Source organism: Mesorhizobium oxytropidicola (assembly GCF_056174625.1).
In genome coordinates this window covers 213,394-234,678 of record NZ_CM149692.1, presented here as the reverse complement: position 1 = coordinate 234,678, position 21,285 = coordinate 213,394, and the positions used below count along the sequence as shown (strand labels likewise).

General features: G+C 63.4%; 17 protein-coding genes and 2 pseudogenes. 7 read left to right on the top strand and 12 right to left on the bottom strand.

What is annotated here, in order from left to right:
* Positions 1–106: 106 nt before the first annotated feature.
* Entirely contained in the window at positions 107–1,438 is a 1,332-nt protein-coding gene (locus tag AC0V8S_RS01100; RefSeq protein ID WP_475436511.1) for an ABC transporter substrate-binding protein, read from the bottom strand.
* Positions 1,439–1,671: 233 nt separating this feature from the next.
* A pseudogene (locus tag AC0V8S_RS01095) lies at positions 1,672–2,365 on the bottom strand (PIG-L deacetylase family protein).
* A 27-nt stretch (positions 2,366–2,392) separates the two neighbouring features.
* Here AC0V8S_RS01095 and AC0V8S_RS01090 point away from each other — a divergent pair.
* The 5 genes and pseudogenes from AC0V8S_RS01090 (at position 2,393) to nhaA (ending at position 9,199) form a co-directional block, all read left to right on the top strand.
* Complete coding sequence (locus tag AC0V8S_RS01090; RefSeq protein ID WP_475436509.1) at positions 2,393–3,283, top strand: DMT family transporter; 891 nt, start codon at positions 2,393–2,395, stop codon at positions 3,281–3,283.
* A 47-nt stretch (positions 3,284–3,330) separates the two neighbouring features.
* Positions 3,331–5,790, top strand: a pseudogene (hrpB, locus tag AC0V8S_RS01085) (ATP-dependent helicase HrpB).
* A 26-nt stretch (positions 5,791–5,816) separates the two neighbouring features.
* A complete protein-coding gene (locus tag AC0V8S_RS01080) occupies positions 5,817–7,148 on the top strand; it encodes an ActS/PrrB/RegB family redox-sensitive histidine kinase (RefSeq protein ID WP_475436508.1) in 1,332 nt (443 codons plus the stop codon).
* 64 nt (positions 7,149–7,212) lie between these two features.
* On the top strand, positions 7,213–7,776 hold the full coding sequence (locus AC0V8S_RS01075; protein ID WP_475436506.1) for an ActR/PrrA/RegA family redox response regulator transcription factor: 564 nt from the start codon (positions 7,213–7,215) through the stop codon (positions 7,774–7,776).
* A 226-nt stretch (positions 7,777–8,002) separates the two neighbouring features.
* The gene (gene nhaA, locus AC0V8S_RS01070; RefSeq protein ID WP_475436504.1) at positions 8,003–9,199 is read left to right on the top strand and encodes a Na+/H+ antiporter NhaA; all 1,197 of its coding nucleotides are present in this window, start codon (positions 8,003–8,005) and stop codon (positions 9,197–9,199) included.
* Positions 9,200–9,431: 232 nt separating this feature from the next.
* On the opposite strand, the gene AC0V8S_RS01065 is transcribed toward nhaA, so the two are convergent.
* On the bottom strand, positions 9,432–9,932 hold the full coding sequence (locus AC0V8S_RS01065) for an MmcB family DNA repair protein (RefSeq protein ID WP_475436502.1): 501 nt from the start codon (positions 9,930–9,932) through the stop codon (positions 9,432–9,434).
* Positions 9,933–10,158: 226 nt separating this feature from the next.
* Between AC0V8S_RS01065 and AC0V8S_RS01060 the strand changes: the two genes are divergently transcribed.
* Positions 10,159–10,377 carry a hypothetical protein gene (locus AC0V8S_RS01060; RefSeq protein ID WP_183455764.1) on the top strand — a complete coding sequence of 73 codons (219 nt, stop codon included), beginning with the start codon at positions 10,159–10,161 and terminating at the stop codon, positions 10,375–10,377.
* A 12-nt stretch (positions 10,378–10,389) separates the two neighbouring features.
* Here AC0V8S_RS01060 and AC0V8S_RS01055 read toward each other — a convergent pair whose 3' ends face one another.
* The 3 genes from AC0V8S_RS01055 to cueR all read right to left on the bottom strand — a co-directional run bounded on the left by AC0V8S_RS01055 (position 10,390) and on the right by cueR (position 12,849).
* Complete coding sequence (locus AC0V8S_RS01055) at positions 10,390–10,785, bottom strand: response regulator (protein WP_183455766.1); 396 nt, start codon at positions 10,783–10,785, stop codon at positions 10,390–10,392.
* Between the two features lie 1,215 nt (positions 10,786–12,000).
* Positions 12,001–12,333, bottom strand: a complete 333-nt coding sequence (locus AC0V8S_RS01050; protein ID WP_183455768.1) for an SMR family transporter — start codon at positions 12,331–12,333, stop codon at positions 12,001–12,003.
* A gap of 93 nt (positions 12,334–12,426) precedes the next feature.
* Entirely contained in the window at positions 12,427–12,849 is a 423-nt protein-coding gene (gene cueR / locus AC0V8S_RS01045; protein WP_183455770.1) for a Cu(I)-responsive transcriptional regulator, read from the bottom strand.
* A gap of 228 nt (positions 12,850–13,077) precedes the next feature.
* Here cueR and AC0V8S_RS01040 point away from each other — a divergent pair, with 228 nt between their 5' ends.
* Positions 13,078–13,695 (top strand): L,D-transpeptidase, encoded by a 618-nt coding sequence (locus AC0V8S_RS01040; RefSeq protein WP_183455772.1) that lies wholly within the window; start codon positions 13,078–13,080, stop codon positions 13,693–13,695.
* Positions 13,696–13,842: 147 nt separating this feature from the next.
* Here AC0V8S_RS01040 and AC0V8S_RS01035 read toward each other — a convergent pair whose 3' ends face one another.
* From AC0V8S_RS01035 to AC0V8S_RS01010, 6 genes are all read right to left on the bottom strand, one after another.
* Entirely contained in the window at positions 13,843–14,169 is a 327-nt protein-coding gene (locus AC0V8S_RS01035; RefSeq protein WP_027039720.1) for an NIPSNAP family protein, read from the bottom strand.
* An 82-nt stretch (positions 14,170–14,251) separates the two neighbouring features.
* The gene (locus AC0V8S_RS01030; RefSeq protein ID WP_172220273.1) at positions 14,252–14,821 is read right to left on the bottom strand and encodes a NifU family protein; all 570 of its coding nucleotides are present in this window, start codon (positions 14,819–14,821) and stop codon (positions 14,252–14,254) included.
* Between the two features lie 146 nt (positions 14,822–14,967).
* Complete coding sequence (locus AC0V8S_RS01025) at positions 14,968–15,459, bottom strand: universal stress protein (RefSeq protein WP_095200929.1); 492 nt, start codon at positions 15,457–15,459, stop codon at positions 14,968–14,970.
* 104 nt (positions 15,460–15,563) lie between these two features.
* A complete protein-coding gene (gene trpS, locus AC0V8S_RS01020; RefSeq protein ID WP_475436498.1) occupies positions 15,564–16,631 on the bottom strand; it encodes a tryptophan--tRNA ligase in 1,068 nt (355 codons plus the stop codon).
* Positions 16,632–16,803: 172 nt separating this feature from the next.
* The gene (gene murJ / locus AC0V8S_RS01015; protein WP_475436496.1) at positions 16,804–18,411 is read right to left on the bottom strand and encodes a murein biosynthesis integral membrane protein MurJ; all 1,608 of its coding nucleotides are present in this window, start codon (positions 18,409–18,411) and stop codon (positions 16,804–16,806) included.
* A gap of 46 nt (positions 18,412–18,457) precedes the next feature.
* Complete coding sequence (locus AC0V8S_RS01010; protein ID WP_475436494.1) at positions 18,458–21,259, bottom strand: [protein-PII] uridylyltransferase; 2,802 nt, start codon at positions 21,257–21,259, stop codon at positions 18,458–18,460.
* Between the last annotated feature and the right edge of the window lie 26 nt (positions 21,260–21,285).

Here is a 21,285-nt window from a genome sequence, read left to right as displayed (position 1 = left end):
AGTCCTGCTTCGGTCACTTGGGTCGTCTCTGTGATGGAATTTATCTGAACTGCGTCCCGTGCCAAGGGCGGCACGGGACGCTTCCGCCTAGCTCGGGAGGAGCCGGTTACATCTTGCCATCGTCTTGGAACACCTGGGTCCAGTCCTTGACCAGGCCGTCGAGTGCATCCTTGGCCGAACCCTGGCCGGCGACGACATAGTCATGGAAGCGCTTCTGCGACGCCTGCAGCAGCGGGGCGTAGCTCGGTTCCGCCCAGAAGTCCTTCACGATGGCCATCGAGTCGAGGAAGGCCTGGGCGTAGGGCTGGCTGGCGGGGAATTTCGGATCCTTCACCACGGCGTTCAGGCAGGAATAGCCGCCAAGCGACCACCACTTGGCCTGCACGTCCTTGTTGGCGAACCACTTGATGTATTTCAGCGCCGCTTCGTGCTTGTCGGAATAGGACACCACCGAGATGCCCTGGCCGCCGAGCTGGGCGAACTGGGCGCCGCCGGGACCCTTGGGATTGACGAAATAGCCGATCTTGTCGCCGCCGACATTCTCGTCCTTCTGCAGGCCGGGCCAGGTGAAGGCGAAATTCATGTGCATCGCCACCTGTCCGGATTTGAAGGCATCGACGCCTTCACCCATGTAGCTGTTCGATGCGCCCGGAGGGGTGCAGCAGTCGTAAAGCGCCTTGTAGAATTCCAGGCCTTTGACCGAGTCGGCCGAATTGACGAAGCCTTCCATCTCGTAGGGCTTCTTCGGGTTCTCATACTGGAAGCCGTAGCTGTAGAGCACGTCCATGGCGCCCATGGTGATGCCTTCCGAGCCACGCTCGGTGTAGATCGAGGCGCCATAGACGGTCTTGCCGTCGATCTGCCGCTTCTGGAAGAATTCGGCGATCTGCTTCAACTGGTCGAAAGTGGCCGGCGGGCCGAGATCCCAGCCATACTTTTCCTTGAATTCCTTCTGCAATTCAGGCTTGGAGAACCAGTCCTTGCGATAGGTCCAGCCGACGACGTCGCCCATCGCCGGCAGCGCCCAGTAGTTCGGCGTGTTCTTCGGCCATTCCGAATAGCCGACCACGGTCGCCGGCACAAAGTCGTCCATGCTGATCTTCTCCTTGTCGAAGAAGTCGTTCAGCTTGACGTAGTGGCCGTTCTCCGCGGCGCCGCCGATCCACTGGCTGTCGCCGATGATCAGATCGCACAATTTGCCGTGCGAGTTCAGCTCGTTGAGGAAACGGTCGGCATAGTTGGTCCACGGCACGAACTCGAATTTCATGCCGATGCCGGTTTGCTTGGTAAAATCCTTGGACAGTTCGACGAGTGCGTTGGCGGGGTCCCAGGCGGCCCAGCAAAGCGTCAGGTCTTCAGCGTGCGCGGCGTTTGAGACGGCTGTCGACGCTGCAATCGCCGAGGCCAGTCCCAACGCCATTTTCAAGCTCGATTTCATGCCTTCCTCCCATTTGCGAAACGCGCCCGGATGACGGTTTCAAGAGCCCTCAACCTCTCTCCTCAGAGGCCCAAACATGGCGGCGCCGGAGCGCGGCAGATGTTTAGTAATTTGTTTAGTAATGCAATTTTTACTAAACAAGGCAAGCGAATTCGTTGCTGCGCCGCAGCATGACGAAACGGGTGATTGAAATCGTTGGGAAATGACCGCCGGATGGTTCCTCCGGCAGTCGCTCAGCCGGCTTCGCTGACGGCGTTCGTGTTTGGCGTCACCGGCCGCACAGGTGGCGCGGGCGGCAACAAGGCACGTATGTCGGCGAAGGGAAATGTCGGCTCGAAGCGAAAGGCCTCGGCCAAAGAACCGGGGACAGCGTTGCATTGACCGGCGCGAAATTCATTCTGGATGCGTGCCCTGTCGACATATTGCTCCGGCCGCTGCGACCGGTGCGCGCGGATCGCCTGTGTTTTGATATCCCGGTAGGCGGAAATGTCGACATAGTGCGTCGGCGAGAACCCGGTGCCGCCCATCGTGTCGGCATGCAGCACCGGAACCGCGAACGAGGCCGCGATACGCACGCCGTCCGACAGCGCCCGGTGGTCGGCGTGATAGTCGTTGGGCGCATGCGTGATCACCAGATCCGGCCCGGTCTCGCGGATCAGCGTTTTCAGCGTACCGATCAGCGCGGCATCGGCCACCAGTCCGCCATCGGGAAAGTCGAGGAAGCGCGGCGCGGCGCCAAGTAGTGCTGCCGCCGCCGTGGCTTCCTCGGACACGGGCAAGAACCGTGGCATCACTCTTGCCACCCTTGGCCCCATCCGCGGCCACGGCAAAAGTCAGTTCTGCGCCTTGCGCCGCATAGGCGGCCATCGTACCGAACATGAAGATCTCGATGTCGTCCGGATGCGCACCGAGCGCCAGTATTTTCAACGACTCTCTCCCCGGAAATGGAAAAACGTGCCGAACGGAATCCTGCTCGCCCTGCTCGCCTATGCAAGCTATTCGGGCAGCGATGCCGTTATCAAGAGCCTGGGCGGACAGTTCACCGTCTTCGAGATCGGCTTCTTCGCCACTTTGTTTGCCGGCTTTTTCCTGTTCTTCACCCGCCCGGTGGGCGAGCGCTGGCGCGATTTCTGGCGCATGAAGCGGCCATGGGCCGTGCAGGCCCGCGCCTGGGCCGGCATCGCGTCCGGCGTGCTCAGCGTCTATGCCTTCACCCACATTCCGCTGGCCGAAGTCTACGCGCTGATCTTCCTGGCGCCGTTGCTGGTCACCATTCTGTCGACCGTCATCCTGAAGGAAAAGGTCGGCCCCTGGCGATGGCTGGCCGTGTTCGCCGGCTTTGCCGGAGTGATGCTGGTGGTGCGGCCTGGGTTCCGCGAATTGAACCTCGGCCATCTTGCCGCCTTCGTGAATGCCTTCCTCGCCGCGACCAGCGTCATTCTCTTGCGGTCACTTGCCCAGCAGGAGAAGCGCACATCGATGCTCGGCGTGCTTGTCGGCTATGGCCTGTTGTTCAACGGGGTCGGCGCCGCCGCCACCTCCTTCACCTTGCCGAATGCCATGCAGTTCGTCTGGCTGGCGATGGCTGGCGCCTTCACCGCGGGCGGACAGTTCATGCAGCTGCTCGCCGCCAAATATGTGCCCGCCAACCGGATCGCGCCGACGCATTATTCGCAGATCGTCTGGGCGGTGATCCTCGGCGCGCTGTTCTTCCAGGAATACCCCGACTGGCTGTCGCTGGTCGGCCTCGCGATCGTCGGTGGGGCCGGCCTGCTGACCATGGTGCGCGAGGAGGTGCGGCTCGGCACCGTGCGCTGGAACCCGTTTGCGCGCACCCGGCTTTGAGACCACGCCGGTTGCACGGCGACCGTTACCGCTGATATTCGGACGCGATGACGACAAGATCCCTGCCGGAGCTTCCGGTCACAGCCGTGCTGCCGGCGCTGGGCGCGGCGCTTGGCGCCGGCAACAGCGCGGTGCTGGTGGCGCCGCCCGGCGCCGGTAAGACGACGCTGGTGCCGCTGGCGCTGCTCGATGCGCCGTGGCTGGGTGCCGGCAAGATCGTGCTGCTCGAGCCGCGCCGGCTCGCTGCCCGCGCCGCCGCCCGTCGCATGGCGCAATTGCTTGATGAGGAGCCGGGCGCGACCGTCGGCTATGCCATGCGCATGGAAAACCGCACTTCGGCGAAAACCAGGATATTGGTCGTCACCGAGGGCGTGCTGGCGCGCATGATCCTCGATGATCCCGAACTGCCCGGCGTCTCGGCGGTGATTTTTGACGAATTCCACGAGCGCTCGCTCGACGGCGATTTCGGCCTGGCGCTGGCGCTCGACGTGCAAGGTGCGTTGCGGCCGGACCTCAGACTGCTGGTGATGTCGGCGACGCTGGATGGTGCCCGTGTCGCCAAACTCCTGTCGGGCGCGCCGGTGATCGAAAGCGAGGGCCGCGCCTTCCCCGTCGATGTCTCCTATGACGAACGGCCGGCCGGCGTCCCGATCGAGGATGCCATGGCCAAGGCGATCCGAGCCGCCCTTGCCGACGAGAGCGGCAGCGTGCTGGCCTTCCTGCCCGGCCAGCGCGAGATCGAGCGCACCGCCGAACGGCTGGCTGGCAAGGTCGGCGCCGACACCGACATCGTCCCGCTCTATGGCCAGCTCGACGGCAAGGCGCAGGACGCCGCGATCAAGCCGGCGCCACCGGGCCGCCGCAAGGTGGTGCTGGCGACGTCGATCGCCGAAACCTCCATCACCATCGACGGCGTGCGCGTCGTCATCGATTCCGGCCTGTCGCGCCTGCCGCGTTATGAGCCGGCCAGCGGCCTGACACGGCTGGAGACGGTGCGCGTCAGCAAGGCATCCGCCGACCAGCGCGCCGGCCGCGCCGGGCGCACGCAGGCCGGCGTCGCTATCCGGCTGTGGCGCGCCGAGCAGACATCAGCACTTCCCGCCTTCACGCCGCCGGAAATCCTTGAGGCCGACCTTTCGGCCTGTTGCTCGATTGTGCCGCCTTCGGCGTCGCCGACCCGACCGGCCTCGCCTTCCTCGATCCACCGCCGGCGCCGGCGCTCAACGAGGCAAGGGTGCTGCTGCGCGCGCTCCATTCCATCGACGAGGCAGGGCGCCTGACGGAAGCCGGCGCGTCGATGCGCAAGCTCGCTCTGCCGGTGCGGCTGGCGCATATGGTCGCCGAGGCTGCGAAGGGCGGCCATGCCTTCGAGGCGGCTATGCTCGCCGTATCGCTCACCGAACGCGGCCTTGGCGGCGATGGCGCCGATCTCGAACGGCGGCTGATGCGCTTTCGCGGGGAAAGATCGCCTCGTGCCACCGCCGCGCGGCAACTGGCTGAGCGGCTGGCCAGGCAGGTGGGCGGGACGAAAACAGCAAAGCTGCACCTGCGGGTTCTCTTCTCATCAACGCCTGGCCGGACCGCGTCGCCAAGGCGCGCGGCGAGCGCGGGCGCTTCGTGCTGGCCAATGGCTCCGGCGCCATGCTCGATGCCGCCGACCCGCTGGCAGGCGAGCCTTTTCTGGTCGTCGCCGACCTGCAGGGCAAGGCGCAGAACGCCCGCATCACGGCCGCCGCAGCAATAAGCGAGGACGACATTCGCGCCGCGCTCACCGACCGGATCGAAACGCGCCGGCAGACGAGCTTCGACCGCGAGCGCCGCGCCGTGCGCGTGCGCGAAACCGTTCGCCTCGGCGCCATCACGCTCGCCGAGCGGATGCTGCCGGCTCCTTCAGGCGCCGATGCCGACCGCGCCATCCTTGACGCCTTGCACGAGCACGGCCTGTCGCTGCTGAGCTGGAGCAAGGAGGCCGAGACGCTGCGCCAGCGGCTGTCCTGGCTGCATCGTGGTCTTGGCGCACCCTGGCCCGATATGTCGGACGAAGCGCTGATCCAGCGCCTCGACGACTGGCTGCTGCCCTTCCTGTCCGGCGCCGCATCCTTGGCCGCCATCGATCCTGGGTCGTCTCGGCCGCCCTGGCCTCGCTCGTGCCGCACGAGCTGCAGCGCAAGGTCGATGCGCTGGCGCCCACACATTTCGACGCCCCGTCCGGCAGCCATGTGCCGATCCGCTATGACGGCGAATGGCCTGTTCTGGCGGTGCGCGTGCAGGAACTGTTCGGGCTCGACCGCCACCCTTCGATCGCCAACGGCACCGTGCCGCTGACACTTGAGCTCCTGTCGCCGGCGCACCGGCCGATCCAGACGACGCGCGACCTGCCCGGCTTCTGGCGCGGCTCCTGGGCCGATGTGCGCGCCGACATGCGCGGGCGCTATCCAAAGCATGTCTGGCCGGAAAATCCGCTGCTTGCCACGGCTACCGCCCGTGCCAAACCGCGCGGGACCTAGCCTTTGCTGGTTTGCGGCTGTAATCCATGGCCATGATCAACGTTTTGCGTTCACCCGATTTCCAGCAGAGCCAGCGGCTGCGCCTCAACACGCTGATCCGGCTGCGCTGGCTGGCCATTGTCGGCCAGAGCGTGGCGGTGCTCGTCGTCGCCTATGGTTTGAAATTCCCGCTGCCGGTCAGCCTGTGCTTTGCGCTGATCGCCTGTTCGGCCTGGATGAACCTGTTCCTGGCCTTCAGGTTTCCGGCGGCGCACCGGCTCACCCCGTTTGCCGCCTTCGGTATCCTGATCTTCGACAGCCTGCAGCTTGCCGGCCTGCTCTACATGACCGGCGGCCTGACCAATCCGTTCTCGCTGCTGATGACCGTGCCTGTGGTCATTTCGGCGACGTCGCTGCCTCTGCGCCTCACCGCTATCCTCGGCGGGCTGGTGATGCTGGCGGCGACCTTGCTGGTGTTCTTCCATCTGCCGTTGCCCTGGTATGAAGGGGCGCCGCTGGCCATGCCCTTCATCTATGTCGCCGGCATGTGGATGGCGGTGCTGTCCTCGATCGCCTTCACCGCCATCTATGCCTTCCGGGTGGCCGCCGAAGCGCGGCTTCTGGCCAATGCGCTTGCCGCCACCGAACTGGTGCTGCAGCGCGAACAGCACCTTTCGGCGCTCGACGGACTGGCGGCGGCCGCCGCGCATGAGCTCGGCACGCCGCTCGCCACCATCACGCTCGTCGCCAAGGAAATGGAAAAGGCCCTCGGCAGCGACCCGAAATATGGTGATGATGTGAAACTGTTGCGTTCGCAGAGCGAGCGCTGCCGCGAAATCCTCAAGCGGCTGACCAGCCTGTCGTCCGAGGGCGAGGCGCATCTGTCCCGTTTGCCGCTGACCTCGCTAGTCGAGGAGGTCACCGCGCCGCATCGCGATTTCGGCATCTCGATCAAGCTTCGTCCGGGCGACCGGACCGGGCCGGAGCCGGTCGGGCGCCGCAATCCGGGCGTCATCTACGGCCTCGGCAATCTGGTCGAGAACGCCGTCGATTTCGCCCGCAAGAGCGTCACCGTGCGCTGGAGCTGGGACGAGGCCGCCGTCACCTTCTCGATCATCGACGACGGCCCCGGCTTCCCACCTGAGATCATCGACCGCATCGGCGAGCCCTATATGTCGACGCGCCAGGGCACCGAGGCCGGCGGTGGCCTGGGGCTCGGCCTGTTCATTGCCAAGACGCTGCTCGAACGCTCGGGTGCCACGCTCGATTTCCGCAATTCGAGCGGCCTGGGCGAGGGCGCCGTGGTGCAGATTTCGTGGCCGCGCAGTGTCTTTCTGAACCCGGAAACCGCCCCGGCCACCATGTTTGACACTGCGTAAATTGGACAATAGCGACGCAAAACTATATCTGCGTAAAATTAAGGCAGCAGGAATTCTTACGACGATGACAGGCGATGAAAATATTGGCGCAATGGTTGAAGGCGAGGACACCTCGCTTCTGATCGTCGATGACGACAAGCCGTTCCTCACGCGTCTCGCCCGCGCTATGGAAACCAGGGGTTTTCTGGTCGAGACCGCCGAGAGCGTCGAGGAGGCCGTGGGCAAGGCCCGCGCCAATCCGCCGGCCTACGCCGTGGTCGACATGCGGCTCGGCGACGGCAATGGCCTCGACGTCGTCGCCGCCATCCGCGAGAAGCGCGAGGATTCCCGCACCATCATCCTGACCGGCTACGGTAACATCGCCACTGCGGTGACGGCCGTGAAGCTTGGCGCCGTCGACTATCTGTCGAAGCCGGCCGATGCCGACGACATCTTCGCTGCCCTCACCCGCACTTCGGGCGAGCGCGCCGCACCGCCGGAAAACCCGATGTCGGCCGACCGCGTGCGCTGGGAGCATATTCAGCGCGTCTATGAAATGTGCGAGCGCAACGTCTCCGAGACCGCGCGCCGGCTCAACATGCACCGCCGCACGCTGCAGCGGATCCTGGCCAAGCGGGCGCCGCGCTGAGACTGTTTGGAAATTCTACTCCGGCGGCCATCTGATGGCGTTTTCTGCGCTTCCGGTGCTCACGGACCCAAATGTCCGCTCCGCTCCGGTTCTCGAAACCACCACCATATGACTCGCCGGAGCGAATTTCGAAACAGTCTCTGAGGCGCTGAAACACGGTCCGATTACTTGCCCGGAGGCCGGAGTTTGAGCATCATCGAGAATGACGCGGCATGACGGAGGCGACATGCAGGATTTGAAGCAGCGGCCGGTATCCGTCTTCCGCGAATTCCTCGACAGCGAGGCGGCCGGCGGCATCGTCCTGATGGTGGCGGCGGCACTCGCCTTGATCGTCGCCAATTCGCCGCTTGCCGAAACCTATTTCGCCATTCTCCACGCCTATCTCGGACCGCTCAGCGTCTCGCACTGGGTCAATGACGGGCTGATGGCGGTGTTCTTCCTGCTCGTCGGGCTGGAGATCAAGCGCGAGATGCTGGACGGCCAACTGTCGACCTGGCCACGCCGCGTCCTGCCCGGCATTGCCGCGGCCGGCGGCATGGTGGTTCCGGCACTGGTCTATGTCTTGATCAATCGCAACAACGGGCCGGCACTCTCCGGGTGGGCGATCCCGACCGCCACCGACATCGCCTTTGCGCTTGGCGTTCTGTCGCTGCTCGGCAGCCGCGTGCCGGCCTCGCTGAAAGTCTTCCTGACCGCGCTCGCCATCATCGATGATCTTGGCGCGGTCATCATCATCGCCATCTTCTACACCAGCGGCCTGTCGCTCGCCTATCTCGGTGCCGCCTTCGCCGTCATTGCGGTGCTTGTCGTGCTCAACCACATGCGGGTGATGACGCTGTTGCCCTATCTCGTGCTCGGCGCAATCCTGTGGGTGCTGGTGCTGAAATCGGGCGTCCACGCGACGCTTGCCGGTGTCGCGCTGGCGCTGACCATTCCGCTCGAACGCTCCGCCGGGATCGGCCATGATCTCGACCATTCGCCGCTGCACCGGCTCGAGCATGGCCTGCACAAAATCGTGCCCTTCGTTGTGATCCCGGTCTTCGGCTTTGCCAATGCCGGCGTTTCGCTCGCCGGCCTGAGTTTTGGCGCGTTGATCGAGCCGTTGACGCTGGGCGTCGCCGCCGGCCTCGTGGTCGGCAAGCTGGTCGGCGTGTTCGGCTCCTCGGCACTTGCCATAAGGCTTGGCCTGGCCGATCTTCCCGCCCATGCCGGCTGGTCGCATATGATCGGCATCTCGCTGCTCTGCGGCATCGGCTTCACCATGAGCCTGTTCATCGGCCTGCTCGCCTTCGCCAGCGATGTCGCCCTGCAGGACGCGGTCAAGGTCGGCATCCTCGCCGGCTCCTTCATCGCCGCCATACTCGGCGCCGCGGTGCTGCTGATGGCGCCGTCCGCGGGTGGGGCGGAAGAGGGTGAGGAGTAGGGCCGGTCAACAAACTTGGGTTCCTCGCCCCCGCAGAGCGGGGGAGAGGTGGCCCGGCGAAGCCGGGACGGAGAGGGGGACGCCCTCGGCGAAGCCAGAGCCGGTGATGGATAGGGTGCTTGGCAGTCTCTGAAGCAACAAACTCTCGGATGCCGCGCAGGCCCCTCTCCGACCCGGCTTTGCCGGGCCCCCTCTCCCCACTTCGTGGGGGGAGGAACTCAGGTTCTGCGAGTTACTCGCTCTCCCCCTGGATCGCCGGCACCGAGACGCCGGCCAGCTCCGCCGCCAGCAGCCGCGAAGCACCGGCGCGCGCGATGCGTAGCATCAGCGCCTTGCGCGTTGCCGCCGCCATGCGGTGCTCCGGCGCCTCGCGCAGGATCTCGGCGCCATAGCCGTCGGAAAGGATGAAGCCGCATCCTTCGGGGAAGATGTCCGCCGGCACGCCGGGATGGGTGGCGAAGAAGAAGCGGTCGGAGTGCAGCTGGTAGTCAGGCCATTTGCGGTCGACCCTGAAATCCTCGATCGAGGATTTGATCTCGATGATCCAGATATCACCCTGCCGGGTCAGCGCCACGAGGTCGGCGCGGCGGCCCGTGGCCAGCGACAATTCAGGCAGCACATGCGCGCCCATTTCCATGAGCAGCCGCTGCACCCCGCGTCGCACCAGCATGGCGCGTTCGGACTGTCGGCCGTCGATGAGGGGATTGATTGCGATAGGGGAAATGATCGGCATGGCAGGCACCATGCCAGATTTTGTTCACGGTTTGAACCCTTTTTACGATCGAGATTATCTGGTTGACAAACCCAAAGTGAAATAGGAATATAATCCTTAAGGCCGATACTGATTTGACTCGCTAACCGATTGTCGGAAGCGTACAGTCCGTGTGTCGCCCGCCTCCAACGGCAAACGGGCGCTTGAAAGAGTCGATCACGCTTTCGCCCAATCGGGAGTATGCGAGATGACCATTCGCGGAACGGCTGACGAAATACAGTTGGCAACACTTACCAGGATTTTGGACGACTATTGCGAGCAAGCAGGCATTGAGGGCTCGCACCCGGCGCGTGAGCATTTGGCACGCCGCTTGATCGCTCTATTCAGCGGCGGCATCGATAGACCGGACGATATCCGGATGGCTCTCGACAGTGCATCGAATGGTTGGCAGACCAATCATATCTGAGGGCTACCCAGCCTAATCCGAATTGCCCAGGTTCACCGGCTGCTGATTTAGCAGCGTAGACAGCGCTGTAATGATCTGAGGCAGGAAGAACGGCTTGGTGATCATCACGCTTTCTGGAACGCCCTCGGCACCCCAATGGATAGCGCTGTCCCCGCTCATGTAGACCACCGGAATGGTTGGAATGGCTTGCCGCAAATGCTTGGCCACCTCCCACCCGGATTGTCCGTTGCCCAACCGTATGTCCGTGATCAGGCCCTTGAACTTACCAGGCTCAGCGTCGAAAGCGGCCAACGCCTGCACCGCATCTGTGACAGCAACGACTTCGAAGCCGGCTTCATGTAGCGCCGTCTCGACATCGAGCAGGATTAGTGGCTCGTCTTCAACGACCAGAACCATCCCGACCATCATTTGTTAAATACCCCGCAAGTTGCGCATCACTACGCGCACAACCCGGTATTGGTTCCGTCTCATTGATTGTCGGAAACGTACGACGCTACCCAGCCGCAGGAGGCCGCACCTGTCCTGTGATATTCCACCGGATGAACGACGCATCCTTCCCGGGACACCCACCGGCTCTCACTGGCGCAAGGAAAGTAGAAACATCTGAGGCGATTGGCATTTCATAACCCTACAGCCGAATGGAGGCCCGTGGGGAACCAGTAGGAGGGAAGTCGAGTTCATCCGGTGGAACGCCACAGGATCGGTGTGCCCCTACGGCTGGGGATCAGTTCGACTCACGCTGGAGAACTCTTTGTCTTTCGAGGAACCGCTTGACGTGTTCCCCCCACTCCGCAGCCGTTGTTTTGTGCTCTTGAGCGTATGTTTCGAAAGCCCTGTGCAGAGCGTCCAGGTCCAAAGCCCAAAACTGCTTGTCTTTATCGTCGTTCAACATAGCGTCACCCAGCCCATTGTGCCGACGGTATGCCCTTCAAATCAAGCCTTCAAGAACCGATCCTGACTTCTTTTGGGTGTATCGGCTCTGTCAAATATTCATCCCGTGGAACAGCACAGGGCAGGTGCTGCCCTTACAACTGAGCAGTCTGTGGACGGGACTTCAGTCTTAATTGAGCTATTTCTAATATGAATATAGTTTGGGCAGTGCGGAGACGATCCCAAAAGCCTGACCCGCAACGACCCGGCACGACCCCACGTCCCCCCGACTGCGAGCGTGCCGGGTCGTTCCTACTGGGTGCGTGGCAAGCGGATTGGCGGACCTGTCGGCACCGTACCTCAGTGGAAACCAGCATGCACTGTCCGACGCGCGCGGCGGACGAACTGGGGGCTTGATCCCTTGCACGGCGACCCTATGTCGGGGCGAACGACTTTCACTCTTCTTTGGAAGACGGCAGGATTTATTTGACGCTCGGGAATGTGCCCGCGGAATGGCCGGCGCAGTTTGCGCTTTGGTCTATAGGGGGCTGCACCGGCCATTGCGGGTGTGGGCTTTTGGGTAGAGTTGTCCCCGCGTCGATCAATCTATATGTATATTAGCAATCACGCAAATAAGACTGAAGTCCCTTGTTCCTCCGGATATGGCTGCATCGAGCAGGCAGTTCAACGGGTCGATTGTCTGCAGTCTCTGGCTTTTCGGGGCGATCCTATGTTTGACAGATATGGTCTAGATCAATGGGCACTGGTCCTGGACAACAGGTTTAGAACCAGCACGCCAGCCAGGATCAGGCCCATGCCAATGAGGCCCGCAGCATCCGGCCTTTGCCCATAGACAATCCAGCCGACCAGCGCGACAAGGACGATGCCGCCGCCCGCCCACACAGCGTAGGCGATGCCGATCGGTATCCGGTCCAAAACCTGCGCGAGGAAGAAGAACGCTGCCGCGTAACCGAGCAGCACCACGATCGACGGGCCAAGCCTGGTGAAGCCCTCCGAGGCTTTCATCGCGCTCGTTGCGATGACTTCGGCGACAATGGCCAGGGCAAGAATGGCATAAGCAGGCACGGCGAACCTCCATCGATTGGGAGGTATCTAATGATCAGAGGCCAATGGCGCCGTCACGTTCACTTTCTCGTGATCTCTATCTGGGCATGGCCCTCAGGCGGACTGTGCAGCGGCCTCATCGCCAGGCGCCGCAGCCCCCGCCATGTCATCCAGGATCGGGCAGTCCGGCCTGTTGTCGCCATGGCAGGCATGGATCAGTTTCTGCAGGGTCGAGCGCATCGACTGCAGCTCGCGCACCTTCTCCTCGATCGCCGTGACATGGGCGGCGGCGATCTCGCGCACGTCGGCACTGGCGCGGCCGCGATCCTGGTAGAGCGCCATCAGCTGGCGGCAATCGTCGATGGAAAAGCCGAGGTTGCGCGCGCGGCGCAGGAAGGCCAGCCGGTGGATGTCGTCGCCGGAGTAATCGCGGTAGCCGTTGGCGGCGCGCGCCGGCGCGATCAGGCCGATCTCCTCATAGTAGCGGATGGTCTTGGCCGGCAGGCCGGACCGCTGGGCTGCATCACCGACGTTCATGACTGATCCTCGATTCCAGGTAACCGTTTGATGTCGCCTCCATTGAATTTCCTACACAATCCGGTGAGGGCTGTTGCTGAAATGCCATAGTGAGACGCTTACCAACATGTAGGGCCACGCATATAGGCATCGTGCGCTTGGCAAGCAAAGCAAATGCCAGCATGAATGATGATCAAGAAAGCGGTCGACTCGTGCCGCTGACATTTGGGCGGGGCTCCGGATCACCACATGCGCATGAAGTCGCTTGCAATAATTGCCGCGTTGGCGCTGTCCACGGCCATCGCCGGTTGCAGCACCATTGGCGGGCAGATCTTCTCCAACGACTACGGCGCCGTGACCGATGCTGGTTACCAACTGCCGCGCATCCCGATTGAAAAAGTGCCGAGGCAGTTCCACCGGCAGGAAGTCAATTACGATACCAAGGAAAAGCCCGGCACCATCATCGTCGATACGCAGAACAAGTTCCTCTACTTCGTCGAGGGCGACGGCTTGGCCATCCGCTACGGCATCGGTGTCGGCCGCGAGGGCTTCGAATGGCATGGTACCGCCCATATCGCGCTGAAGCGCGAATGGCCGACCTGGACGCCGCCGCGTGAAATGATCAGGCGGCAGCCGGAGCTGGCCAAGTTCGCCGATGGCATGGAGCCGGGGCTGAAGAACCCGCTCGGCGCGCGCGCCATGTACCTGTTCAACAAGGGCGGCGACATGGGCTACCGCCTGCACGGCAGCCCGGAATGGAATTCGATCGGCAAGGCGATGTCGTCCGGCTGTATCCGGCTGATGAACCAGGACATCATCGATCTCTACGACCGCACCTCGGTCGGCGCCAAGGTCATCGTGATGTAAGGGCCACGATCCCTCGCGGGATCATGGTCAACGAGAAGACAAGTTTCGTACGCGGACCGTCTAGGCAACAACGGACGTCCCAAACAGAAAACCGGGCAATTCGGCCCGGTTTTTTGTTGTTTGCTCGATGCGACGCCTGCTCGGCGGTCAGGACACCGCCGAGAACGAAGTGGGAACCAAGATTTGGTTGGTGATTGTCTCGGTGATCTGGCCATCACGCTCGGAATCTTCCCGCGCCTGCGTCCAGGCGGGGTCCTTCACGAACGCCGTCCAGCGCTCTTCGCGTTCGGCCAGCGATTCCCATGCCAGCATGTAGGTCAGTTCGTTGTTCGAAGCACCGATCAGCGTGGTAAAGAAACCCGCTTGGCGGATACCGTGCTTTTCCCATAATTTGAGGGTGATCTTGTCGAAGCGATCAAGAAGCGCCGGCAAGCGTCCGGGCAAAGCCCGGTAAACCCGAAGTTCGTAGATCATTTTGGAGTTCCTTCGGATCGATGCGCCGGAAGCGAAGAAAATCGGACCAGATGGTCAGCAGGGTAGGATTATCAAAGGGGCGTCAGGAGACCTGCTCGACCTGCTGTACCTCCGGCACGAAGTGACGCAGGAGGTTCTGGATGCCGTGCTTCAGCGTCGCCGTCGACGACGGGCAACCGGCGCAGGCGCCCTTCATGTGCAGGAACACCGTGCCGTTCTCGAAGCCGCGGAAGGTGATGTCGCCGCCATCCTGGGCCACCGCCGGGCGCACCCTGGTGTCGAGCAGTTCCTTGATGGTGATGACGAGTTCCTCGTCCGCCTTGTCGTAGAATTCGCCGGTCTGGCTGGTCTCGGCGGCCGGGCCGGCCTTGGCCATGACAGGCGCGCCGGACATGAAATGCTCCATGATGGCGCCCAGGATCGCCGGCTTCAGGTGCTGCCAGTCAGGACCGTCCTTGGTCACGGTGATGAAGTCGTAGCCGAAGAAGACGCCGGTGACGCCGGGAATCTCGAACAGCCGGCCGGCCAGCGGCGAGGCCGTTGCCGCACTGTCGGCATCGCGGAAGTCGGCGGTGCCTTCCAGCAGCACTTCCTTGCCGGGCAGGAATTTCAGCGTCGCCGGATTGGGCGTCGATTCGGTCTGGATGAACATGGCCGTCTCCGTGCCCGTTTCGGGCAACTAGTTTGGAATAGTTCTAAATAGGCTCTATCGGCTGGACATTCAAGCGAAACGCGTCGCTGGAAAGGCTAGCTGGCGGAATGTTTTTGCTGGCTGGGGAAGAGAATCCCGGGCGGGCTTCAGGCGAGGCTGTCGATCTCCTCGTCGGACAGATTCTGCGGCACGACCGTGACCGGAATGGGGAAGGCCGCGCCCTTGCCGGCCACGGCGCCGACTAGGGGTCCGGGGCCTTCCTTGCCGGCGCCGGCCGCCAGCACCAGGATGGCGATGTCCTGGTCTTCCTCGATCAGTTTGTGGATCTCTTCCGTCGGCTTGCCTTCGCGCACCACCATTTCCGGCTCGATGCCAAGCTTCTGGCGCACCTTGTTGGCGTGGCCGTCGAGAGCTGCGCGCGCCGTGGCGTTCGCCTCCTCGCGCATGATCTTCTCGACGCCCAGCCAGTGCTGGAAATCGTCCGGCACGATGACATAGAGCAGCACCAGCGTGCCGCTGGTGCTCTGCGCCCGCTTCGAGGCGTAGGCGACGGCGCGCTCGCACTCGGGCGTGTCGTCGATGATCGTCAGGAACTTCCTGCGATGGCCGGCTTCACGGCTGAGGCGTTTGGAGACCATGTCTATCTACTCGATGCGTTTTCGGCCGCAATCTGCCACCCGCGCCAGCCGGCCGCAAGCGGCCGGCCTTGTGCCAGTATGGTGCGGTGCACTGGCGATGCAGATCAGCCTTGCAGCAGGCCGATGATGTCGCGCACGGTTTTCATGGTGGTCTCGGCCAGCACGCCGGCGCGTTCGCCGCCGTCCTTGAGCACCGCGTCGACATAGGCGCGGTCGCCTTCGATGCGGCGCATCTCGCCGGCGATCGGCGCCAGCTTCTCCACCGCGAGGTCGGCCAGCGCCGGCTTGAACACCGAAAACTGCTGGCCACCGAATTCCTTCAGCACGTCGGCCTTCGACATCTCGGCGAGGCCAGCATAGATGCCGACCAGGTTTTCCGCCTCGGGCCGGCTTTCCAGCCCGCCGACTTCGCTCGGCAAGGCTTCCGGATCCGTCTTGGCCTTGCGGATCTTCTTCGAGATGGTGTCGGCATCGTCGGTCAGATTGATGCGCGACAGGTCCGACGGGTCCGACTTCGACATCTTCTTCGACCCGTCGCGCAGGCTCATGATGCGCGCCGCCGGGCCGCCGATGACCGGTTCGGTGATCGGGAAGAAGCCGTTCACCGTCTCCTCGCCGACCTGCATCTCGACGCCGACGCCAAGGCTGGCGATGCGGCCCGAAAAATCATTGTTGAATTTCTGGGCGATGTCGCGGGTCAGCTCCAGATGCTGCTTCTGGTCCTCGCCCACCGGCACATGGGTGGCGCGGTAGAGCAGGATGTCGGCAGCCATCAGCGAGGGGTAGGCGAGCAGGCCCAGCGAGGCATTTTCGCGGTCCTTGCCAGCCTTGTCCTTGAACTGCGTCATCTTGTTCATCCAGCCGATGCGCGCGACGCAGTTGAAGATCCAGGCGAGCTCTGCATGCTGCATCACCCGCGATTGGTTGAAGACGATGTGCTTCTTCGGGTCGATGCCGGAGGCGAGGAAGGCGGCGGTGATCGAGCGCGTCTGGTCGGCAAGGTCGTCATGGACCAGCTGCGCGGTCAGCGAGTGCAGGTCGACGACGCAATAGATGCAGTCGGAGGTGTCCTGCAGGGCGACGAATTTCTTGATGGCGCCGAGATAGTTGCCGAGATGCAGATTGCCGGTCGGCTGGACGCCGGAGAAGACGAGTGGCTTGAAGGCGGACATGGGTTCCTCATGGCTTGTGGAGGGCCGTATAAGCATGATTCCAAAAAGTTGCAGACTTTTTGGAGCCAATCATGCGGCTGGAAACCGCGCGCGGCGAAAGTCTTTCGACGGCGCGCTTATGAACGAACACGACGCTAGGATCAAGACCGCTGTTGCAGTCGGCTGGCCTGGTCTATTCGTCCAGTTCGGCCTCTGCGACCGGTGGTGCTGCTTTGCCCGATCCCCGCTTGACGTTGCGCCGGATCATGCCGAAATCGGCGCCACCGGTGGCAAAGGCGGTGATGAAGTAGAGCAGTGCGCCGCCGGCCACCAGCGCCAGCACCGTCGTCGCCTTGACGACCAGTGGTGAGCCCGGCCCGAGCCTTGCCGCGAAATAATGCTCGGCGAAATACAGCGCCACAGCCATCACAACTGCCGACAGCACCAGCCGGGGAATGCGCTTCAGAAGCGGCACGTCGCGGCCCCAATGGCCGCGCCGGATCAAGACGGCAAGCAGCATCAGCGCGTTGACCCAGCCAGCCACGGCCGAGGCGACCGCAATACCGGGCGCGCCCATCCTGGGAAACAGCGTCAGCGCGGTGGCGACGTTGACCGCCACCGAGATGGCGGCGAAGGTCATTGGCGTGCGCGTGTCCTCGCGGGCGAAATAGCCGGGGGTGAAGGCCTTGATCAGCACGAAGGCCGGCAGGCCGAGGCCGAAGATCGCCAGGATCGCCGCCACAGTCGGCGTCGAATGGTTGGCGGCGAACGCGCCGCGCTCATAGACCAGCCGAACGATCGGCTCCGCCATCACCCACAGCGCCGCCGCCGCCGGCAAAGTCATGAACAGGGTGAACTCGACGGAGCGGTTCTGCAGATTGGCAGCCTCGATGAGATTGCCTGATTTCAGCGCCCGCGACAGTTCCGGCAACAGCACGATCGCCACCGCCACACCGACGACACCGAGCGGCAGCTGATAGACGCGGTCGGCATAGGCGAGCGAGGAGACGGCGCTGTCCTGCGCCGACGCGATCGCCGTGCCGATCAGCTGGTTGATCTGGGTGATGCCGCCGGTGATCGCCGCCGGCAACGCCAGGATCAGCAGGCGCTTGACGTTCGGCGTCATCTTCGGCCGGCGGAAACCGATCGCGATGCCGGCGTTGCGGACCGCCATCCAGACGATGGCGAGTTGCACGAGCCCCGCCGCCAGCACGCCCCAGGACAGGCTGAAGCCGACGGCATGGGCATCCAGCCCGTGATACCAGGCATAGCCAAGCACACTGATCAGGATGATGTTGAGGAACGCCGGCGCGATGGCCGCAGCGAAATAGCGGCGCAGCGAATTCAGCATGCCCGCCATCATGGCGGCGAGCGACATGCAGATGAGGTACGGGAACATGATCGTCGCCAACAGGACGGTCGTCTCGAACTTGCCCGGCGTGTCGGCGAAACCCGGCGCCACCAAGTAGCGCACGATCAGCGGCATCGCCAGTTCCATGGCGATGGTCAGCGCCAAAAGCGCCGAGAACAGCACGCCGAACACTTCCTCCGAAAAGCGCTTGGCGCCGTCGGTGCCGTGCGTTTCGATCTCCTTGGCAAACAGCGGCACGAAGGCGGCGTTGAAGGCGCCTTCGGCGAACAGCCGGCGAAAGGTGTTGGGGAACTGGAAGGCGGCGTTGAAGGCGTCGGCGACCGGTCCGGTGCCGAGTGCTGCCGCCATCAGCATCTCTCGGCCGAAGCCGAGTGCGCGGCTCATCAGCGTGCCGGAAGCGACGGTGGCGAATTTCTTGACGAGGCTCATGCGTTTGGAAACTGCCTGCGGGATTGGAACAGAGGAATGATGGCCGTCACTCGGCGGCGGCCTTGGTCTTACCATTGCGCTCGGGCGTGATGCCTTCGAGCGTCGCCATCAGCCGGTTGCGGATGGTGGCGGTGCGGGCCGGGTTGTCGATCTTCTGGCCGGTGAGGTCGGTGACATAGAAGGTGTCGATGACCTTTTCGCCGAAAGTCGTGATGTGTGCCGAGGCGATGTCGAGTGACAGGTCGGACAGCGTGCCGGTGATCTCCGACAGCAGGCCCGGGCGGTCGAGCCCTTCGACCTCGATGACCGAAAACCGGTTCGACAGCGTGTTGCGGATCTCGGCGCGTGGCGGGATCTTGAACACCTTGGACCCGCGCCTTGGCTTGGTCCGCTTCTCGATCATCTCCGGCAGCCAGCTCTTGCCCGACAGCACGTCTTCGATCAGCCGGCCGACGCGCTCGGCACGCCGGCGCTCGTCCTCGTCACGGTCGAATTCCCGCGAGATCAGGATCGTGTCCAGGGCGCGGCCATCCGACGTGGTGAAGATCTGCGCGTCGACGATGTTGCCGCCGGCGCCGGCGCAGGCCCCGGCAATGACCGAGAGAAGACGGGGATGGTCCTGCGCCAAAACGGTGATCTCGGTCACCGCCTCGAACTGGTGGGTCTTGACCATGGTGGCAAGCTTGTTGCCGGCCGCGTCCGCCTCGCGGATGAATTCGGCGTGGCGAATCTGGTCCGGCAGGTCGACGGCCAGCAGATAGTTCTCATAGTGCAGACCGACATAGCGTTTGCGGGCCTTGTCGGGCCAGTCAGCGAGCGCCTCGGCCAGGCGTTCGCGCGCCGCCGCCGTGCGCTGCGCACGCGACACTTCCGAGAAGCCGCCGGTCAGAAGCAGTTCGGTCTCGTAATAGAGCGTGCGCAGCAGCTGGCCTTTCCAGCCGTTCCAGACACCTGGTCCGACACCCCTGATATCGCATACGGTGAGGATCAAAAGCATCTTCAGCCGCTCGACCGACTGCACGATCGCGGCGAAATCCTCGATCGTCTTGCGGTCGTTGAGATCGCGCGTCTGCGCCGTCATCGACATGACGAGGTGGTTCTCGACCAGCCAGGCGACCGTTTCGGTGTCGGCCGCCGACAGCCCCATATGCGGACAGATGCGCCGTGCGATGCGGGCGCCGGCCTCGGAATGATCTTCCGGCCTGCCCTTGGCGATATCGTGCAGCAAGACGGCGACATAGAGCGCCTCGCGGCTCTTCTTCAGGCCCGGCATCAGCGAATGCGACAACGGATGAACCTTCTCGCCGTCGCCGCGTTCGATTTCTGCCAGCACGCCGATGCAGCGGATCAGGTGCTCGTCGACCGTATAGTGGTGGTACATCGAGAACTGCATCATGGCGACGATCTTGCCGAAATCGGGGATCAGCCGCCCCAGCAGCCCGGCCTCGTTCATGCGCCGCAGATTGAGCTCGGCATTGCGGTCCGAGGTCAATATGTCGAGGAACAGCCGGTTGGCTTCCTCGTCGCGCCGCAGCGACTTGTTGACCAGGCCGAGCGAGCGGGTGAGCAGCTTCAGCGCATCGGGATGGAATTCCAGCCCGTGCTTGTCGGCGAACCAGAACAGTCTCAAAAGATTGACGGGATCGCGTTCGAACACCTGGTCGTCGGCGATGTTGATGCGATGGTTGTCGACGATGAAATCGGAAGTGCCGGCGAGCTTGCGCTTACGGCGCTGGAAGGTGAGGAAGATGCGGTTGAAGCCGGGCACGTGCTTGGCCTGCTCCTCCTCGAGCGCAGCGCAGAAGATGCGGGTCAGGTCGCCGACATCCTTGGCGACGAGGAAGTAGTGCTTCATGAAGCGCTCGACCGCCGACAGGCCGGGATGGGTGGTATAGCCGAGCCGCTCGGCGATCTCGCGCTGGATGTCGAAATGCAGCCGCTCCTCGGCCTTGCCGGTGAGGAAATGCATGTGGCAGCGCACCGCCCACAGGAAGTCCTCGGCTTTCTGGAACTCACGGTACTCGGCCTCGGTGAAGACGCCTTTTTCGACCAGTTCCTCGCCGGTACGCACCCGGTAGAAATACTTGCCGATCCAGAACAGCGTCTGCAGGTCGCGCAGGCCGCCCTTGCCGTCCTTGACGTTGGGCTCGACCAGATAGCGGCTTTCGCCGGCCTTGGCATGGCGCTCGTCGCGCTCGGCGAGCTTGGCCTGGACATATTCCGGGCCGGTCGTGCGCACCACCTCGTGGTCGAAACGCAGCATCAGCTCGTCATAGAGCTTGCGTTCGCCCCACAGGAAGCGGGCTTCCAGGATCGAGGTGCGGATGGTGATGTCGGTGCGCGACAGCCGCAGGCACTCATCGATGTTGCGGGTGGCGTGGCCGACCTTTAAGCCCAGATCCCACAGCATGTAGAGCATGTATTCGACGGTCTGCTCGCCCCATGGCGTCTGCTTGTAGGGCAGCAGGAACAACAGGTCGATGTCGGATCCCGGCGCCAGCGTGCCGCGGCCATAGCCGCCGACCGCGACGACGGCCATGCGTTCGGCCGACGAACGGTTCTTCACCCGGTAGACATGCGTCGCCGCGAAATCGTAGAGCGCCCGGATCAGCTCGTCCATGAGATGCGACAGCCGCTCGGCACAGGCGTTGCCGCCGCCATCTTCCCTCAGCATGGCTTCGGCGATCTTTCGGCCTTCGGCAAGCCGGGCCTTGAGAAGCTGAAGCACACCGGCGCGGGCCGCCGCTCCCGAACCGTCGCCCGCCGTGGCCGTCGTCAGCGCGGTCATCTCGCGGCGCAAGGCTTCGCCGTCGATCAGTTCATCGAGCTTCAGGGAGATTTTCGCCATAGGTATCAGTCGGCCTTGCCATTTGG

What these genes read in the sequence shown, in the direction of transcription:
- murJ (WP_475436496.1), bottom strand. Translation starts at nt 18,411, where the DNA reads ATGAGCCTCGTCAAGAAATTCGCCACCGTCGCTTCCGGCACGCTGATG.
- AC0V8S_RS01100 (WP_475436511.1), bottom strand. Translation starts at nt 1,438, where the DNA reads ATGAAATCGAGCTTGAAAATGGCGTTGGGACTGGCCTCGGCGATTGCA.
- nhaA (WP_475436504.1), top strand. Translation starts at nt 8,003, where the DNA reads ATGCAGGATTTGAAGCAGCGGCCGGTATCCGTCTTCCGCGAATTCCTC.
- cueR (WP_183455770.1), bottom strand. Translation starts at nt 12,849, where the DNA reads ATGAACGTCGGTGATGCAGCCCAGCGGTCCGGCCTGCCGGCCAAGACC.
- AC0V8S_RS01065 (WP_475436502.1), bottom strand. Translation starts at nt 9,932, where the DNA reads ATGCCGATCATTTCCCCTATCGCAATCAATCCCCTCATCGACGGCCGA.
- AC0V8S_RS01030 (WP_172220273.1), bottom strand. Translation starts at nt 14,821, where the DNA reads ATGTTCATCCAGACCGAATCGACGCCCAATCCGGCGACGCTGAAATTC.
- AC0V8S_RS01080 (WP_475436508.1), top strand. Translation starts at nt 5,817, where the DNA reads ATGGCCATGATCAACGTTTTGCGTTCACCCGATTTCCAGCAGAGCCAG.
- AC0V8S_RS01010 (WP_475436494.1), bottom strand. Translation starts at nt 21,259, where the DNA reads ATGGCGAAAATCTCCCTGAAGCTCGATGAACTGATCGACGGCGAAGCC.
- AC0V8S_RS01060 (WP_183455764.1), top strand. Translation starts at nt 10,159, where the DNA reads ATGACCATTCGCGGAACGGCTGACGAAATACAGTTGGCAACACTTACC.
- trpS (WP_475436498.1), bottom strand. Translation starts at nt 16,631, where the DNA reads ATGTCCGCCTTCAAGCCACTCGTCTTCTCCGGCGTCCAGCCGACCGGC.
- AC0V8S_RS01025 (WP_095200929.1), bottom strand. Translation starts at nt 15,459, where the DNA reads ATGGTCTCCAAACGCCTCAGCCGTGAAGCCGGCCATCGCAGGAAGTTC.
- AC0V8S_RS01035 (WP_027039720.1), bottom strand. Translation starts at nt 14,169, where the DNA reads ATGATCTACGAACTTCGGGTTTACCGGGCTTTGCCCGGACGCTTGCCG.
- AC0V8S_RS01055 (WP_183455766.1), bottom strand. Translation starts at nt 10,785, where the DNA reads ATGATGGTCGGGATGGTTCTGGTCGTTGAAGACGAGCCACTAATCCTG.
- AC0V8S_RS01075 (WP_475436506.1), top strand. Translation starts at nt 7,213, where the DNA reads ATGACAGGCGATGAAAATATTGGCGCAATGGTTGAAGGCGAGGACACC.
- AC0V8S_RS01040 (WP_183455772.1), top strand. Translation starts at nt 13,078, where the DNA reads ATGCGCATGAAGTCGCTTGCAATAATTGCCGCGTTGGCGCTGTCCACG.